The sequence below is a fragment of the Sandaracinus amylolyticus genome (genome assembly GCF_021631985.1).
GTDB lineage: Bacteria > Myxococcota_A > Polyangia > Polyangiales > Sandaracinaceae > Sandaracinus > Sandaracinus amylolyticus_A.
In genome coordinates, this window is sequence record NZ_CP070225.1 from 257,809 (window position 1) to 273,532 (window position 15,724).

General features: G+C 69.9%; 11 protein-coding genes. 10 read left to right on the top strand and 1 reads right to left on the bottom strand.

The genetic code is table 11. The features are described 5' to 3' along the window. Positions 1–9 precede the first annotated feature (9 nt). The 10 genes from I5071_RS01070 (at position 10) to I5071_RS01115 (ending at position 14,714) form a co-directional block, all read left to right on the top strand. The gene (locus tag I5071_RS01070; protein ID WP_236519989.1) at positions 10–3,441 is read left to right on the top strand and encodes an FAD-dependent oxidoreductase; all 3,432 of its coding nucleotides are present in this window, start codon (positions 10–12) and stop codon (positions 3,439–3,441) included. Between the two features lie 8 nt (positions 3,442–3,449). After that, positions 3,450–5,228, top strand: a complete 1,779-nt coding sequence (locus tag I5071_RS01075) for a cytochrome P450 (protein ID WP_236519990.1) — start codon at positions 3,450–3,452, stop codon at positions 5,226–5,228. Next, positions 5,228–5,791 (top strand): ERG2 family protein, encoded by a 564-nt coding sequence (locus I5071_RS01080; protein WP_236519991.1) that lies wholly within the window; start codon positions 5,228–5,230, stop codon positions 5,789–5,791. Before I5071_RS01075 ends, I5071_RS01080 begins: the two co-directional genes overlap by 1 nt. Positions 5,792–6,133: 342 nt before the next feature. Next, on the top strand, positions 6,134–9,364 hold the full coding sequence (locus I5071_RS01085; RefSeq protein ID WP_236519992.1) for a thrombospondin type 3 repeat-containing protein: 3,231 nt from the start codon (positions 6,134–6,136) through the stop codon (positions 9,362–9,364). Next, positions 9,364–10,470: a hypothetical protein gene (locus I5071_RS01090; protein WP_236519993.1), complete on the top strand. Its 1,107-nt coding sequence runs from the start codon at positions 9,364–9,366 to the stop codon at positions 10,468–10,470. The genes I5071_RS01085 and I5071_RS01090 overlap by 1 nt, the downstream gene beginning before the upstream one ends. Before the next feature lie 238 nt (positions 10,471–10,708). Next, a complete protein-coding gene (locus I5071_RS01095; protein WP_236607744.1) occupies positions 10,709–11,500 on the top strand; it encodes a prolipoprotein diacylglyceryl transferase in 792 nt (263 codons plus the stop codon). Next, a complete protein-coding gene (locus I5071_RS01100) occupies positions 11,469–11,660 on the top strand; it encodes a hypothetical protein (RefSeq protein ID WP_236519994.1) in 192 nt (63 codons plus the stop codon). The genes I5071_RS01095 and I5071_RS01100 overlap by 32 nt, the downstream gene beginning before the upstream one ends. After that, a complete protein-coding gene (locus I5071_RS01105) occupies positions 11,645–12,373 on the top strand; it encodes a hypothetical protein (RefSeq protein WP_236519995.1) in 729 nt (242 codons plus the stop codon). Before I5071_RS01100 ends, I5071_RS01105 begins: the two co-directional genes overlap by 16 nt. Then, entirely contained in the window at positions 12,366–13,901 is a 1,536-nt protein-coding gene (locus tag I5071_RS01110; protein WP_236519996.1) for a radical SAM protein, read from the top strand. Before I5071_RS01105 ends, I5071_RS01110 begins: the two co-directional genes overlap by 8 nt. Continuing rightward, positions 13,902–14,714: a sterol desaturase family protein gene (locus I5071_RS01115; RefSeq protein WP_236519997.1), complete on the top strand. Its 813-nt coding sequence runs from the start codon at positions 13,902–13,904 to the stop codon at positions 14,712–14,714. Here I5071_RS01115 and I5071_RS01120 read toward each other — a convergent pair. Beyond that, on the bottom strand, positions 14,701–15,714 hold the full coding sequence (locus I5071_RS01120; RefSeq protein WP_236519998.1) for a hypothetical protein: 1,014 nt from the start codon (positions 15,712–15,714) through the stop codon (positions 14,701–14,703). The genes I5071_RS01115 and I5071_RS01120 overlap by 14 nt on opposite strands. Between the last annotated feature and the right edge of the window lie 10 nt (positions 15,715–15,724).

Here is a 15,724-nt window from a genome sequence, read left to right on the forward strand (position 1 = left end):
GAGGCAGTCATGCGTGCGAGTCGAAGCAGCTACGACGTCGCCGTCGTGGGCGGTGGTCCCGTCGGTGCGACCACCGCGATCGCGTTCGCGCGTCGCGGCGCGAAGGTCGCGCTCCTCGAGGCGGATCCCCGCGCATCGCGGCGCTTCGCGGGCGAGTGGCTCCATCCCACGGCGGTCGAGGTGCTCGACGAGCTGCGGATCGGCCATCTCGACGGGGCGCGGGCGCGCACCGGGTACGGGTTCGTGATCTGTCCCGACGATCGCAGCGCGCCGATCGAGATGCCGTATGCCGAGGGCATCGCGCTCTCGGCGGAGCACTCCGAGATCGTCGAGGCGATTCGCGACGTCGCGCGCGGTGTGCCGGGGATCGAGTGGATCCCGATGGCGCGCGTGAGCGGGATCGAGGGCGATCTCCTGCGCTGCGACGATCGTGAGTCGCACACTGCATTCGAATTCCGCGCGGGGCGCATCGTCGGCGCGGACGGTCGTGCGTCGGTGGTCCGACAGGCGCTCGGCTATCGCGAGAACAGCACGCTGCTCTCCTACATGGCGGCCGTCGAGCTCCGGAATTGCGAGCTGCCCTTCGAGGGATTCGGGCACGTCGTGCTCGGCGGTCCGGGGCCCGCGCTCTTCTATCGCATCAGCGACGACGTGATCCGCGGTTGTCTCGACGTGCCGGTGAGCTTCGGCGCGCGTGCGCGCACGCCGGGTTTCCTGTGGGACTCGTTCCACGCGGTCCTGCCGCCGAAGATGGTCCCTGCGTTCCGCGCGGCGATCGAGCGCGGGCCGAGCGGATGGGCGGCGAATCGATTCCGCCCGCGCGCGGACTTCGGTCGCGGCGAGACGATGCTCGTCGGCGACGCGCTCGGTCACGTGCACCCGATGACCGCGATCGGCATGACGATGGGCATGCTCGATGCGCGCGCGGTGTCGCGCGCCGCGACCGTCGAGGAGTACGAGCGCGAGCGCCGCGGGTACATCCCCGAGCTGCTCTCGAACGCGCTCTATCACTGCTTCCGGCGCGAAGATCCGAGCGCGACCGAGGTGCGCCGCGCGATGTTCCGCACGCTGCGCGCGAACGACGCGGAGCGGCGCCGCACGATGATGATCCTCGCCGCGTCGGATCTTCGTCGCCGTAGCTTCGGCAGCGCGTTCCTGAAGATCGCGGCGCAGGCGATCGGCGCCACCGTCGCGGACGCGACGAAGGACGGCGACCTGCTGCGCGTGCCGGGCGCGCTCTCGCAGTACGGCGAGTGGATGCAGTGGCCCGCGGCGATCGCGGTGCCGCACCGGCTGCGTGATCGGTATCGCGGCCAGAGCACGCCGACGCACCCGATCCCCGTGCTCTCGCGCTTCGTGCGCACCGCCGATCCACTGCAGCCGCCCGAGGGCGACGAGCCGCGCGCCGGCGAGCCCGCGGACGTGCCGGTGCAGGACGCGATGGCGCGCGCGCACGGCGTGCTGCTCACCGAGCTCGAGGCGATCGCGCGCGTGCTCGGCAGCGTGCCGGACGCCGAGGTCGCGGCGCCTGCGGCGCGCATGATCCGCGTGATCACGTCGGGCACGATGCGGCCCGCGATGGCGGCGCGCATGACGATCGCGCGGCGCCGTCTCGCGGTCGAGGGCGTGCCGCGCCTCATCGAGACCGGCGCGTGGCGCACCGAGGCGCTCGCGGATCTGCTGCTCCTCCTCCTCGACGGGAGCGCGTGGGGCGAAGAGCCGATCACCGATCTCGCCGAGGGCGTGCGCGCTCTGCTCGAGTGCCAGACCCACCACGGTGGTTTCGCGACGAAGACCGCGCGCGACGTGCCGCGCGATCACGAGGGTGATCTCGACGCGACCGCGCTCGCGTGCCGCGCGATCGACGCGGTGCTGCGGCGTCGACCCGGCGCGTCGGACGCGGACCTCGAGGGCGCGCTCGCGCGTGCCGGCGCGTGGCTCCGCGCTCGACAGAACGACGATGGGAGCTGGCCCGCGATCGCGAAGCTCGGGGGCGGCGGCGCGCCGCACGTGGTGGCGCGCACCGCGCTCGCGCTCGATGCGCTGATCGCGATCGACGGCAATCCCGGCGAGCCCACGGTGCGGCGCGCGCTGAAGTGGCTCGCGACCAACGCCGAGGCGTGGTCGGGCGAGAGCGCGTCGATCGCGCTCTCGTCGGCGGTCGTCCGTGCGCTCTGCGCGGCGCGCGCGCCCTCGAGCGACGCGATGGTCCGCGCGGTGCGCGTGCTCGCCGCGCGCGAGGACCTTGGCTGGCAGGACGCAGCGCACGTCGCCGAGGCGCTCGCGAGCTACGACCTGCGCCGTGTGGAGCGCCCCGCGCTGGGACGCACCCGCGCGAAGACCGGCGCGCCGAGCGCGACCGCGGCGGTGTCCACCGAGATCGTCGATGCCGACTGGGCGTACTGCAAGCAGGCGCTCGCCGAGGTGTCGCGCACCTTCAGCAAGCCGATCGCGATGTTGCCCGGCAAGCTCGAGGTCGCGGTCACGCTCGGATATCTGCTCTGCCGCATCGCGGACACGATCGAGGATCATCCGCTCGTCGATCCGCGCGATCGCGATCGGCTCTTCGCGATGTTCCTCGACGTGCTCGAGAACGGCGTCGACGCAGAGCCCTTCGAGCGCGGGTTCGACACGATCGATCACGACGACCCCGAGCTCTCGCTGGCGCGCCGCACCCGCGTCGTGATGCGGGTGTTCGCGGCGCAGAGCGAGCGCACGAGGGACGCGTGCATCCGCTGGGTCAGCGAGATGGCGCGCGGGATGAGCCTCTATTCGCACCGTCGCAAGGGCGAGGACGGATTCGTCGCGCTGCACACGACGAGCGATCTCGAGCGTTATTGTTATTACGTCGCGGGCACCGTCGGACATCTGCTGACGGATCTCTTCGTCGCGGAGGTCGGCGCGGACTCGGCGCTCGAGCTGAAGCTGCGCGAGGACGCGGAGGCGTTCGCGTCGGGGCTGCAGCTCGTGAACATCCTCAAGGACGTCACCGACGATCGCGAGCGCGCGTGGAGCTTCATCCCGCGTACCGCGGTCGCGGCGCAGGGGATCACGATCACGAACCTCTGCGACGATGCCCTGCGGCCCAAGGCGCACGCCGCAGTCGCGCCGCTCTTCGACGTCGCGCGGCGCCAGCTCGACGGCGCGTTGCGATATGCGCTCTCGATTCCGCCGCAGCACACCGGAATCCGGCTCTTCTGCCTGCTTCCGCTGTGGATGGCGGCGCGGACGCTGGTGGTCGGGCGCGGCAACGACGCGATGTTCGTGCCTGGTCAGGCCGTGAAGATCTCGCGCGAAGAGGTGGAGTCGATCATCGCGGAGTGCGTGCGCTTCGTCGCCGACGACGACGCGCTGCGCGCTCGTTATGCGCGGCTCTACGACGACGGCGCGACGGCGCGCCGCGCGAGCGGATCGCCCTCGGCGATCGCGAACGGACGGTGAGGGACCGAATGCAGCTCCGCAGTCTCGTCGATCAGACCGTCAAGCGCGCGACCCGTCGCAGCGCGAGCGAGATCCCGAGTGGGCTCCGTCCGCCGCCGCGGCTCTCCGGCGGACTGCCGGTGATGGGGCACAGCGTCGAGTTCGTGCGCGCCACGATCGAGCTGCTCTTCCGCGCGAACCGCGAGCTCGGCGAGGTCGCCGCGTTCAGCGTGTTCAACCGCGAGATGGTCGCGATGTTCGGGCCCGAGGCACACGAGGCGGTGTTCCGTGCGCCCGACGCGGTGCTGAGCCCGACCGAGGCCTACAAGATCATGACGCCGGTCTTCGGCAAGGACGTCGTCTACGACGCGACGCCGGAGAAGATGGCGGAGCAGCTCAAGATGCTGCTGCCCGCGCTGAAGGATCGCCGGATGCGCACCTACGGCGAGGCCGTGGTGCACGAGACCGCGGCGAGCACGCGCGAGTGGGGCACGAGCGGAGTCGTCGACTTCGTCGAGTTCTGTCGCGTCCTCACGAACTTCACCTCGAGCCGCTGTCTGCTCGGCAAGGAGTTCCGCGAGGGGATGAGCGAGGAATTCGCGCGCGTCTATCACGACCTCGAAGGGGGCGTGACGCCGCTCGCGTACATCGATCCTCACCTGCCGGTGCCGGCGTTCCGCAAGCGCGACAAGGCGCGGGTGCGGATGGTCGAGATGATCTCCGGCATCGTGCGCGATCGACGCGCGCATCAGCGCACCGGGGAGGACTTCCTCCAGACGCTGATGGAGTCGAACTACTCGGATGGTCGCGGGCTCAGCGAGCACGAGATCACCGGGCTCCTGCTGGCGGGGATCTTCGCGGGGCACCACACGAGCTCGGTCACGACGGCGTGGACGCTGCTCGAGCTGCTGCAGAATCCGACTCAGCTCCAGCGCTGCGTCGCCGAGGTCGATCGAGTGTTCGGCGACGGGCGCCCGGTGAGCCACGCCGCGCTGCGCGAGCTGACCACGATCGAGAACGCGGTGAAGGAAGCGCTCCGGCTGCACCCGCCGCTCTTCATGCTCGTGCGCGTCGTGAAGCAGGACTTCACGTACAAGCAGTACTTCATTCCCAAGGGGACTTGGATCGTCGTCTCGCCGACGGTCTCGCACCGCATCCCGACGGTGTTCCGCGATCCCGACGCCTTCGATCCCGATCGGTATCTGCCGGGCCGCGAAGAGGACAAGAAGGACTTCGCGTACATCGCGTTCGGCGGCGGTCGCCACAAGTGCCTGGGGAACGCGTTCGCGATCCTGCAGATCAAGGCGATCCTCGCGCTCCTGCTCGGGCAGTTCGAGTTCGGGCTCTGCGGCGACGCGATCGCGCCGAGCTTCCAGGGACTGGTGATCGGGCCGAAGGAGCCCTGTCGAGTTCGTTATCGCCGGCGTGCCCAGCCGAGCGTGACGATGGAGATGGGCACCGAGCTCGCGGCGGCGGCGAAGGACGCGATCGTCGCCGAGGTGAGCGGCGCGAAGGAAGTGCCGCAGGCGGTGCAGCAGGCCGCGGCGGCGGCGGGCTGCCCGGCGCACGCCCATGTGAACGGGGCGAGCGCGAGCAAGGGAGCCTCGCTGCGCGTGAAGGTGGATCGTGATCTCTGCCAAGGGCACGCCGTGTGCGCGTCCGAGGCGCCCGAGGTCTTCGCCGTCAGCCCCAAGGACCACAAGGTCATGCTCAAGCTCGCGCGACCGCCGGTGGAGCTGCACGACAAGGTGCGGAAGGCCGCGCAGTACTGCCCGAATCACGTGATTCGAATCGAAGAGACGGACTGATGGGATACATCTTCGAGCCCGAGATCCTCCACGACGTGGCGCGGCGAGCGATCGGTCAGCCGATCGACGGAGTGATCACCCAGATCGCCGACGAGCTCTCGGAGCGTTATCCGGGGCACATCCTGCCGGCGAAGGATCGCGAGTGGATCTTCAACGTCGCGGGCGGCGCGATGGGGCAGATGATGGTGCTCCACTCGTCGATCACCGAGTACATCATGATCTTCGGCACGCCGATCGGGACCGAGGGATTCTCCGGGCGATTCGCGGCCGAGGATCACTTCATGATCCTCGAGGGCGAGCAGTGGAGCTATCGAGAGGGCTCGTTCGAGAAGGAAGTCTATCGGCCCGGTGATCGCAACGTGCTCCCGCGCGGCGCGGCGAAGGGCTATCGCATGCCCGACAAGTGCTTCGCGCTCGAGTACGCGCGAGGCCTGATCCCGGCGATGCTCCCCTTCGGCCTCGCCGACGCGATGTCGAGCACGCTCGATGCGACCAGCGTCGCACGGACGTTCAAGGTGTACGCGAAGGCCGTCGTCGGAAACCTCGCGCGCGGGAAGGTCTGACTCCCGGCCGGAGTGCTCGTCCCGCAGGTCCCGGACGGGAGCGCGCAAAGCGCGCGGACGGTAGGGACCGGCGGGCGAGCCGACTTTCTCGACGCCCTGACGCCGTCTCCCGTTGGTCACGCGTCCGACTGGCACGCACAGGTCGCGCAATCGCTGCTCGACGATGGTCGTGCTCGTCACGGTCGCGCGCTCGATTCCCGCGATCACGCGCGGCACGCATAGTGCGATTCGCCCCCTCGCCCGCCAGTGCGGGCGATTTGCGCGCATTTCTCACGGTGAGAACGCGCGCGGGGGGTGCACGTGCGTCTGTATTCCAAATGCAGGTCTCGATACCTGCGCTCAGTGCAATCGGTGCTCGCGGTCGTGGGGATTGCAGTGTTCCCTGCGGCATGCGCGGAGACGCCCGACGTCGCAGTGGCCGAGGAGGACGTCTACGGCGACACGACGGTGAACGTCGACTCGGTCGGGACGGGATTCGAGGCCTCGGTGGGCCGGCTCATGATGCCGGCCGGGACGTGCTCGGCGACCGCGGTCGCGCGCAACGCGATCGTCACCGCGAAACACTGCTTCTGCGGGAGCGCGCCTCCCGCAGGGACGGTGTTCTGTCTGCCGCAGGGCGGCAGCGGTGATCGCTGCGGATCGATCGGCGACGCGCCCGAGGGCTTCGTGAGCGCGATCTCGGGGGTCGCGGGCCACTCGCCCACCTCGAGCTTCGAGACGTGCAACCCGAGCGAGATCTCGTTCGTCGGGCCCGACGTCGTGGTGCTCTTCCTCTCCACGCCGATCCCGCCCAGCGTCCTCCCGACACTGCCCGAGGTGCACGTCGGCAACGATCCGCTCTCGTTCAGCATCGTCGAGGCCGCGCAGCACGGCGGTTTCCCGGCGTTCTTCCACGTCGGGTTCGGCGGTACGGCGTGGGTCTCGGGCGTGAACGGCGGAGTGCGACGCAGCGGACGGACTGGCACCGATCTCCATCTCACTTCCGAAGAGGGAACGTGGGAGTCGTGGTTCCTCAAGTCCGATGCGAACGACGACCCCGCTGCGCTGAGCACGCTCGGCCTCGGTGACTCGGGCGGTCCGCTCTTCATGCAGCCGATCGACGCGAACGGGGACCGCGTCGGGACTCCCGTCCTCATCGGCGTGAATTCCGGGCTCTCCGAGCAGCTCTGGGACGACGATCAGTACTACGCGCTCACCGGCAGTCGCCTCCAGAGCCCGGAGAGCGGTCCGGGCGTGCGCAACTCCGACCTGATCGCGCAGGCGCTCGCGCCCGACGCCGATGGTGACCAGGTGCTCGACTCGGGCGACAACTGCCCTCCTTCGGCGTGTCCTTCGAACGCCGCTGCGTGCGCGAATCCCAGTCAGATCGACTCCGACGGAGACGGCGCGGGCGACACCTGCGATCGCTGCGACGCGATGGACGACGCGCTGGGGTTCGGTCAGCCCGGGCCCGACGGTGATGGCGACCAGATCGGGTTCCTCTGCGACAACTGCCCCGAGATCGCGAACTGGGGCCAGTCCGACGACGACGGAGACGGAGTCGGCGACGCCTGCGACAGCTGTCCGGAGACCGCCAACCCGTATGCCGTCTGCACGTCGAACGCGCAGTGCACGGGCAGCGGGAACACCTGCCGGCGCGCGACCGGCGCGCCGAGCGGCCGCTGCTCGCGGCAGGCCGACGACACCGACTCCGACGGGCTCGGAGACGCGTGTGACTCGTGTCGTTTCAATCCCGCCGACGGACAGCACGGGATCGCCGCCGACTCGAACTCCGACGCACAGGACGTGCTCGGCGTCACCGCGCTCGGCGACGTGTGTGACCCGGTCCCGCAGTACGTGATGCGGCCCAATCAGATCGCGTTCGAGCAGCAGAGCGCGCAGTGCATCGTCGGCAGTCAGATGGGTCCCTGTCGCGACTACGTGCGGTTCTTCGCGTCGGCGGGAATCGGCAGCACGACCGGGGCGACGACTGCGTCGTTCACGGCGCCGGTCGGATTCCGGTTCTGCGACTGCTACGACGAGGACGACGATCTGCTCGATCGCGAGACGTGCCTCCTCTCGCAGTGTGCGGTGGCGCTCGACGAGTACGCGAGCGCGGGCAGCTCGTACCTGCGTGTCTCGACGACCACCGGCGGCATCTCGAATCCGTCGTATCCGAACACGCTCGCCGCGCCCTCGCTCGCGTCGCGCACGTTCACGTCGGCGCTCTCGCAGAGCGACGTCTACGCGCACCCCGACGATGGTCTGCCGGGGCACGTGGAGGACGAGGAGTGGCGAGTCGGGAACACCGAGACGATCGTCTGGGCGTTCCGCCGCGACATCCAGGACAGCGTGATCCTCGGTCATCCGGCCTCGGTGCCCGTCGCGGATCGACGCGCCGGCGGGATCTTCTGGAGCATCGCGCTGCCGACCGCGTCGGATGCGTCGCGACGTGACGGCGCGGCCGATCAGCAGCTCCGATCGACGTACAGCTATCTCCTCGCGCCGGTGATCGGGCCGCCGCCCCAGCCCGATATCGACTGGACCGATGCGATGGCGGAGCCCTGCTTCGGCGACTGCATGCTCGAGCTGCGGCCCGGCCTGCACCGGGTGAATCCCGCGGACTTCGTCGTCTTCGGTCAGCGCGAAGAGGTGATGTTCGCGCACGCGCAGCGCGGCGTGGTCGCGGTGTTCGGGGGCTCGCGCACCACGCCCTATCGAGCCGAGGCGTTGCTGTCGGAGACGATGAGCCACGCGCTGGCCGCGGGATCGCATCAGTGGCTCTCGCCGGTCGAGGCCGATGGGGTGACTCGGGTGCTCCGCGACACCACCACGGGCGCGTTCCTTCCCACCGAGTGGCGCGACGGATCCGAGGTGCACCTGTTCGAGCCGGGCGCGGAGGGCGGCTTCGTGGACCGCGTGATCCGCAACGAGGGCGCGCGGGCACCGAGCGCGCGAGTCGGGTTCGTGTCGCTGCTCTCGCTCACCGAGCGCTCTCTCCTGATGGTCGGTGGCGAGGGATCGGGCGGCGCGCCGACCCACGAGATCTGGCGACTCGACCTCGATCGTGGCGTGTGGTCCGAGGAGATCACCGACGGGACCGGGCTCGGGCACGTGCTCGATGCGACGTACTCGCCGGGGCTCCAGACCCTCGTCGCGATCGATCGCGACCCGAGCGTCGATCAGCAGGTGATCGCCGCGGGCACGACGGGCACGCGCGCGAGCGCATCGGAGATCGATCGTGTGCGCATCGTGGTGGTCGATCTCGGCACCGGCACCAGTCGAGTGGTCGCGACGTTCGCCGATGCCGGGCGCTATGCGCGCGTCGCGGTGAGCGCGGAGGCGCGGCCGGGCTCGTACGTGCTGCTCGGCGAGCGAGCAGGCGAGGGCACGGTCGAGGCGTTCCGCTTCGAGATCCGCGGCAGCGATCTGGCGTGGATCGGACAGGGCAGCTTCGTCGGGAGGCTCGTCGACGGCGCCGATCCCAGCGATCAGGGGGTGGTCGCGCCGATTCGCGTGGGTGAGCGCATGGACGTGCTGACCGTGCGCTCGAGCGATCTCCGGACTGCGACCACCGGACCGAGGGAGCTCTGATGCTGCGCGCGTGGCTCTGTGTGATCGGCGTCGTCGCGCTCGGTGCCGCAGGGTGCCAGTCCGCAGAGCCCGCGCGCGCGGCCGATCGGTGGAGTGTGGTCGAGGGGCTCGAGGCGTGTGACGTGGAGCGCCTCGAGTCTCCCTCTCCCGCGTTCGACGTGCCGTGGCACGAAGTGAGCGAGGGAGTGCGTGCGCGCGCGGCAGTGCCGCAATCGCTGGCCGGGTATTCGGCGGATCGGTTGGCGTCGGCGGCCGAGATCGTCGACGGACGGCTCTGGACGCGCACGTCGCTGTCGGGCCCGGGGCCTCGCTACGAGATCGTTCACGTCGACGGCGCGGCACGTCTGGTCCTGAGGCTCTCGCGCGACTGTCACGTCACGAGTCGCAAAGCAGGTGTCGCGACGGTGATCGAGATGTTCGCGTCGCCGGGATCGCACTTGGTCGCGATCGTGGATCCCGAGACCGCGCAGCTCGCGGTGCATCACCAGCCGATCGCGGTGCGCCCGCCGATCGCGGGGTGGTTCCGCCTCGAGCGCGGCTGGGGCTGGGCCGACGCGCTGGGTGTGCACGTCGTCGAAGGCGGAGACGAGACGCTGGTCGCGGGCACTGCCGGCGCGATTCGCCCGCGTGGTGAGGGAGACCGCGTGTCGTTCGTGCAGCCGGGGCGCGAGCTCGTGGCGTGGGAGGACGGCTCGCTCTCGCACGTCGTCACGACCGAGGGGGAGCTCGCCGCGTTCGCCCTCGATGGCGCGGGGGACGTGGCGTGGGTCGAGGGCTCGGGACCGATCGCGCGGATGGGCGCGTTCGAGCAGGCGCGACTGCGATGGTCGGAGGGAGAGCTCGACCTCACCGGCGTGGCGAGCGGGCCCATCGTGTTGGTCTCGCTGCCGCGCCACATCGTGGGCTCGTCGCCGGGCGATGGCGCGGGGGTGCCGCCGTCGGTGTGGGTCGTCGATCGCGCGGAGCGATCGATTCATCGTGTCGAGCCGGCCGCGGGCCAGCGCGACGACGTCGTCGCGGGCGTCGACGATCGTGTGCTGCTGCAGCGCGTCCGGGACGATCGCGCGCGGTACTTCGAGGAGTGGGTGGAGCTGCAGCTCGAGTGAGAGTCCAAGACTCGGCTCGGCCGCTCAGGGCCCTCCCGTCCACGTGCTCCGCACGCTCCCGTGCGAGCCCTGCGCGAGCGAGCACTCCAGCTCGAGTGAGCTTCCAAGACTCGGCTCGCCCGCTCAGGGCCCTCCCGTCCACGTGCTCGGCACGCTCCCGTGCGAGCCCTGCGCGAGCGAGCACTCCAGCTCGAGTGAGCTTCCACCGACCGGACCACGCGTATACGCTCGCGACGTGATGGGGGAGCTCGCCGACGTGACCGAGACGTTGTCGCGCGGGCTCCATCCTGCGTACGTGCTCCCGGTGCTCGCGGGCCTCGCGCTCGCGGTGCTCTTTCCATCGGGGCGCACATTCACCGATCCCGCGGTGCGGCGGCGCTATCAGGGCCTGCAGCTCGCGACGCTGATCGGGGCGCTGATCGGCGCGAAGGTCGCCGCGATCATCGGAGACCTGCGGTGGCCGATCGAGCCCATCGAGTCGCCGGCTGCGTTGTTCGCGACCGGTCGGTCGATCACCGGCGGGCTGCTCTTCGGGTTCCTCACCGCGGAGCTGCTCAAGCCGGTGTTCGGTCATCGCGAGCCGCCGAACGATCGTTTCGCCGCCGTGCTGCCGTTCTCGATCGCGATCGGGCGGCTGGGATGTTGGTTCGCCGGGTGCTGCAACGGATTGCCCACCGAGAGCGCGCTCGGTCTCCCCGACGAGCACGGCGTGCTGCGGTATCCGACGGCGCTCTTCGATCTCGCGTTCCACCTCGTGCTCGGCGTGATCTTCGTGGTGCTGCTGCGCCGCGGGGTGCTGCGCGGGCGCCTCTTCGCGATCCACCTCGTCGCGTACGGCGTCTTCCGTTTCGGCGTCGAGCCGCTGCGCGACTCGCGCGAATATCTCTTCTCGTTCTCCGCCTATCAGCTCTTCGCCCTCGCGATGATCGCGTGCGGCGTGTTCGGTTTCCTGCGTCGCCTCCCCGCGCCGCAGACCGCCTCGACCACGGAGCGCTCCGATGACGTCCGAGCAAGCACCGCCGCCGCGTGATCCGAACCAAGAAGACGCCGAGCTCGCCAAGACCGCGGCGGTCGGCTGCTTCGCGGGGATGGGCGTCGTCGGCGCGACGATCCTCGTGGTGCTCGGCGTGGTCGTCGCGATCGTGCTCGCGGGCGCGTTCCTCATCTTCCTGACGTGCAGCGGTCACTGATGCTCGAGCACGCGGCGAAGCTGCGCTGGCACCTCGACATCGTCGATCAACCGGCGGTGCACGCGTGGGCGCTCGCGCTCTATCGCGCGGGTGAGCGCCATCCCGAGACCGTCACCGACTACTTCCCGCACACCGCGGTGCGCGCGCACTGGCCGGAGCTCGCAGACCAGCTGAAGCGGCACGCGGGCGACGAGCGAGGGCACGCTGCGCTCTACACCCGCGCGATCGAGAAGCTCGGCGAGCCCGTGCACGACGTCGACGATCACGACGTGTTCAACCACGCGATCCGCGCGCACACGCCGGTGTCGTGGGCGATCGGCGAGGACGACGAGCGCGACGTGATCCGCCTGAAGGTGGCGCACTTCCTCGCGCACGCGCACCACCTCGAGAAGCGCGTGATGCGCTCGCTCGACTACCACGTCGAGGCGTGCGCGCGGCGGCGGCGCGACCACGTGCTCTCGGTCGTCGAGCGCGTCCATGCCGACGAGGCGCGTCACGTGCGCACGACGATGGAGTCGCTCGTCGCGCTGACGACCGAGGCCGAGCGACGGGTGATCGTCGATCTCCACGTGCGCGCCGAAGCGGCGGCGACGAGCGCGTTCTCGGCGCGACAGACGCGCACCTTCCTCGCGCGTCTGGGGACGCGCGTGCCCCTCGTGCGGCGCGTGGTGTACGCCGCGTCGGCCTTCGTGATGGAGCAGAGCGGTGGCTGACGGGAACACGACGAGCCCCAAGAAGAAGCTGCGGCTCGGGATGGCGCCCCCGCCGGTGTCGCGCATCGAGCGCATCGCGCGGCTCTCGCGCGAGCTCGCGGAGATGGACGCGGATCGTGCGATCGCGACGCTCGGCGCGCGGGACGTCGATCGTCCGCTGAAGACGACGGTGAGCCTCTGTCCGACGTGCCTCGCGCACGTTCCCGCGATCGTGTTCGAGCGGGCAGGGCGCGTGATCATGACCAAGCGGTGTCCCGAGCACGGCGCGAGCGAGGCGCTGATCGAGAGCGATGCGCGGTATTACGCGCTCTCGAACAAGGATCGGGTGGGACGCCGGTTCGCCGAGGACCGCATCTTCCACATCCCGGAATTCCTGGGCGCGGCGACGGGGTGTTGTGCGCCGGGCGAGACCTGCGACACCGGAGATGGCACCGATCAGAGCGCCAATCGGACTTGCACCATCCTCGTGGAGGTGACCGATGCGTGCAATCTCGCGTGCAAGGTCTGTTATTCGGAGAGCGCGGGAGATCGATATCTGCCGTTCGCCGAATTCCAGAAGACGATTCTCGCGCTGATCGCGCAGAAGGGCCGTCTCGACTCGGTGCAAGTGACGGGCGGGGAGTCGACGCTCCACCCGCAATTCTGGGAGATGATCGCGTTCCTGTATCGGCAGGAGGGCGTCGGGAAGATCTACGTGCCGACGAACGGGCTCCGCCTCGCGAAGGAGGAAGAGCGCGCGAAATTCGCACCGTTCGCCGACAAGATCATGGTGCTGCTCCAGTTCGACGCGCTCTCGCGCACCGCGAACCAGACGATCCGCGGGGCCGAGCCCGCGGATCTGCGGCGCAAGATCATCGAGTCGCTCGACGCGCTGGGCGTGCCGATGCAGCTCACGATGACGCTCGCGCGCGGGGTGAACGACGCGGAGCTCGGCGACGTGGTCGACGTCGCGCTCGCGCACGACGCGGTGAAGCTGGTCGCGCTGCAGCCGGTGACGTGGTCGGGGCGCTACGAGCTCGAGATGGATCCGATGGAGCGACTCACGCTCTCCGACGTCGCGCGCGCGGTGCACGAGCGGGCGCGACTGCGGATGCGCCGCGAGGACTTCGTGCCGATCCCGTGCAGTCACCCGAATTGCGGGTGGATCACGGTGTTCTTGCGGCGCTTCGGGGCGGTCCACAACATCGTGCGCTACGTCGACATGGAGAAGGCGATGGAGCGCGTCGCCTACAAGACGCTGATGTCGACGTCGGAGATCCGCGAGGTCGTCGGCACCGACGATCGCTCGGTGATCCACAAGGTCGCGGGGTGGATCGGCGGGCGGCTGGTGAAGTCGACCGACATGTTCTCGATCGCGATCAAGCCGTTCATGGATCGTTACTCGTACGATCAGGATCGGATCGCGAACTGCTGCCATCACATCGCGGACACGCAGGGACGCGCGCGCAGCTTCTGCGAGTACAACGCGCTCGATCGTCGATCCGACCCGTGGTCGAATTTCCCGCGCATCGAGGAGCTGCAGCGATAGGTGCGCTCGCTCGCGATCGTCTATCTCGGGCTCCTGATCATCGCGCCGCTCTGCGCGCTGGCGCAGCGTCTCCGGCCGAGCGCGACGCCCGCACCGCGTGTGCTGTCGCGGTCTCGGCGCGTCGACTGGCTCTATTGGATCGTCACGCCGCTCGGCACCGGGTTCCTCACGCGCGCCGCGACGCTGACGTTCGCGGCGATGGTCGTGCTCGCGCTCGGGTGGGGCGATCTCGAGGCGCTGCTCGACGTGTTCCACGCGCGCAGTCCGCTGCCCTTCGCGCGGTGGCCGCTCTGGGCGCAATTCCCGACTGCGATCGTAATCGCGGACTTCGTGTCGTACTGGAGCCACCGCGCGCGCCATCACGCGCGCTTCTTCCCGCTCCACGCGGTGCATCACTCCGCGCGTGAGCTCGACTGGCTCGCTGCGGCGCGCATGCACCCGCTCGACGATCTCGTCGACAACGTCGCGGTGACGCTGCCGATCCTGCTGCTCGGCTTCGATCCGGTGGTGTTCGTCGCGATCGGCCCCGCGCTGCTGCTGCACACGCTCTACCTGCACAGCGCGGTGCAGCTCTCGCTCGGGCCCCTCCGCTACGTGATCGCGACGCCCGATTTTCACCGCTGGCACCACGCGATCGAGCCCGAGGCGCAGGGCTCGAACTACGGCGGCGTGCTGGCGATCTGGGACGTGATGTTCGGCACGTTCCGGATGCCGCGCGATCGCGCGCCGAGCGCGTTCGGGGTCGAGCCGCCGATCGACGACTCGCTGCGGGCGCAGCTGGTGCGCCCGCTGGAGCGCGTCATCCGCGCTTGAGCGCGGGCTTCGGGATCGCGATGCGGCCGGTGCCGGGCCCCGTGCTCTTCACACCGCTCTTGCCGTCGAGCTCGCTCTGGCCGCCCATGCTGCCGAGGATCTCGTCGACCTCGACGTCCATCGCCGACGCGACGGGCTCGGGCTCGTCCATCGTGACCTTCACCTCGATGTCGGTCTCGCTGCTGCCGGGCGCGCTCGCCGACGAGATCGTGAGCGGCGGCGGAGGCTGGACCGGCGGGCTCATCGTCGTCGCCTCGGGCACGAGGCCGTGCACTTCCGCGATGCGCGGCATCACGACCTGCTCCCAGATCCAGTCGAGCGGGATGTGGCGCACGAGCGTCGTGATCGGCGTGATCGTGAGCAGCGTCCTCTCGACGAAGGGCTTGTTCTCGCTGCCGACCTTGAGCGCCGCGGCGAGCAGCATCTCGAGCTCGGTACGCGGCAAGAGCTCGCTCATGCGGGTCACGCTGATGCCCTCGACGATGTCGCGGTGCGTGAGCAGCTGATCGACCAGCGCGCGATCGAGCACGTACGCGATGTGCTCGGCCGCGATCGCGTGGCGCGCGCGATCCTTCGCGGGGCTGACCGTCCAGAACGCGCCTTCCGCGAGGAAGCTCCAGATCGCGCGCGCGTCGAGGTAGCGCACGCGATCGTCGGGCTGGAACTGCTGCACGACGACGTGCGCCTGGGTCTCGCCCTCGTCGAGCGCGATCTGCAGATCGACGCCGCACGCCTCGGCGGCCTTCTTCACCGCGATCTTGAAGCGGACGCCGGTCGCGACCTCGATGATGTTCGCGCGGAGATCGGGATGGTCCTGCAGCGCGTGCATGATCGCCGCGGGCGGGAAGTGACGCAGGAAGTCGGCGTGGGTGCGGCGACCGCACGCGAGCGCGTGCTCGATCGCGTGCGCCAGGAAGCGCTGGCGTCCCTCGGGCAGCTTGGATGCGAACGGGCGGGGCTCGCTCGCGGCGTCGATCTTCTCGCTCGGGGTGCTCGCCATCCGTCCTCCT